Raw genomic sequence first — 2,049 nt, 5'->3', positions numbered from 1 at the left:
GGAATGAGGGGAGTTTCAGGAAGAAAAAATGGTTTTGTTCTGGTTGAGGTCCTGATTGCCTCCCTCGTTTTGGCCGTGGTCTTTGGGGCAGCCCTGCTCCTCTACCAGCGGGGAGTGGTGAGCTGGATGAGGACGCGGGACAGGGTGGAGGTTCAGGAGAACCTGCGCCTTGGACTTGACCGGATGAGCAGGGAGCTGCGGGGCGCCCTCTACCTCGTTGAGGCGAAGCCTGATTCGGTGATGTTTTTCAGCTCCGATGAGAAGTATATCTCCTACTATGTTAGGTACTCTGATACTGCCAAGTGTTACCAGCTTCTGCGCGGTGTCAGCGGCACTGCGAACCCGGTAGCCAGCTATGTGACCGCTCTCGAAATCACGTACGAACCGGCAGAAACTGCAGACCCGAAAAAGATAACCTTTGTGCACATCCGGCTCACGGGCGAAAAGGACAGAAGCGGCACCGTCACCATGAGCACAGGTGTGCGCCTGCGCTCTGTTTAAAACGCGTCCGGGAGTGATCTGTTTGCCGGGGGGTGCAGGAAGAAATTTGGGCGGGCAGAAAAAGAGCTTGGAGCGCGCCCAGGCCCTGGTCCTGGTAATGGTGGTGCTGTTTGTTCTGCTCTTGCTGGCGACGGCGGTGGTGACTCTCGCGGGGAGCCACCGGAGAAACGCCGCTTCCCAGCGCGACCTCGTCCAGGCGTACTACGCCGCCGATGCCGGTGTGGAGAGGCTGCTCGTCAAGATTAGGGAAGAACCCGGGTGGTACGCTGGGTTGCCCTTTAACTTGGAGCAAACTGTTTTCGCTCACGTTTCCTATGCCGGAGGAGAAATCCAGGAGGTAAGAGTGAAAAAAGAAGAGGCTGTCGGACCTGGCACGAAACTTGCTATTACTTCCGTCGGCGCCTTTCACACGGCACGCAGGACCATCGTTGCGAGCGTTCTTGTCTCCGGGGTCTCCGACCTCGTGAGGGGCATCAGCATTCTCCCGCCGGTGGCGCAGGGTCTTACCATCAGCGGCAATTTTTCGCTCGTTCCGGACCCGGAAGACAAGAAGGTTTTGTTGGTCTTGAACGGCAGCCTCACCCTCTCGGGGTCGACCGAGATCCGTGGCGATGCCTATGCCTCCGGGAGCATCACCGAGCAACACGACAACATTAAGGGAAATACTTATCCGAATTACCCTGACGTCCCCCCGTTCCCTTCCCTGGATGTGGAGCACTACAAATCCAGGGCCCTGGAAAGCGGCCAGTGCTACCAGGGCGACAAAACGTTCGGTGGCAAGAATGAAACTACCTCTTACAGCGGCGTCTATTTTGTTGAGGGGAATGTCGAGATCTCGGGAAAATACAGGGGGCGGGCTGTGATCGTGGCAACCGGCCGCATCGATGTCACTGGCGACCTGAAGGCGGACAACACTGCGAGCGACATGCTCGTCTTCATCTCCTTCGGGGACGTTGACATCAAGAACCACGAGGTGGACGCGGTGGTGGTTGCCAAAGGAAGGTTTTCTGCGCAGGGAAATGCTTCCCTGTACGGGGGGGTGCTCGCCCAGGGATTAGACTTCTCCGGGCAGGGCGGGGGCACGGTTACGATTACCTGTAACCCCGACCTGGTCGTCCGGAACATCCCCTCAGAAGTTGCCCAAGGAACCTCAATGAGCCTCAAGGTTGAATCCTGGAAGGAGCAATATCCTGTCCTGTGATGTGGAAGCGGGGAAGATTTTTTAGAAAAGCCGAGTTTACAGGAGTTGACATCGGTACGGAGTACATCAAGGTGGCCGCAGCGCGTGCCGCCTCCGGCGCGCCCGAGGTTACCACACTCGCCCTCACGCCTACTCCGCCTGCCGCCTGGAGCGAAGGCCTGCTCGCGGGGGAAGTTGTAGCTGCTTTGGAGAAGATTGTTGCGGAGGCGGGGGCACCTGCAGGGAAGGTGATCGCGGCCATCACCGGAGAGAAGGTAATCTCGCGGGACATCCGCGTGCCCCCCATGCCCCGGAAGGAGCTCGAGTCAGCGCTCAGGTGGGAGGCCGAGCGTTACATCCCGGTGCCC

The 2,049-nt window shown here is 58.7% G+C and carries 3 protein-coding genes; all 3 read left to right on the top strand.

The annotated features are described in order from the left end of the window. Positions 1-501: PilW family protein (locus HPY90_RS16005; RefSeq protein WP_287195987.1), on the top strand; the 501-nt coding region annotated here is incomplete at its 5' end. Positions 502-523: 22 nt separating this feature from the next. Next, positions 524-1,702, top strand: coding sequence for a PilX N-terminal domain-containing pilus assembly protein (locus HPY90_RS16000; RefSeq protein WP_287195986.1), 1,179 nt, complete (start codon positions 524-526; stop codon positions 1,700-1,702). Next, positions 1,702-2,049 (top strand): type IV pilus biogenesis protein PilM (pilM, locus tag HPY90_RS15995; RefSeq protein WP_287195988.1); only part of this gene is annotated, 348 nt, incomplete at its 3' end. The genes HPY90_RS16000 and pilM, both read left to right, overlap by 1 nt.

This window comes from Syntrophothermus sp., from assembly GCF_013314835.1.
GTDB classification, from domain to species: domain Bacteria; phylum Bacillota; class Syntrophomonadia; order Syntrophomonadales; family Syntrophothermaceae; genus Syntrophothermus; species Syntrophothermus lipocalidus.
This window is presented reverse-complemented; position numbering and strand designations above follow the sequence as displayed.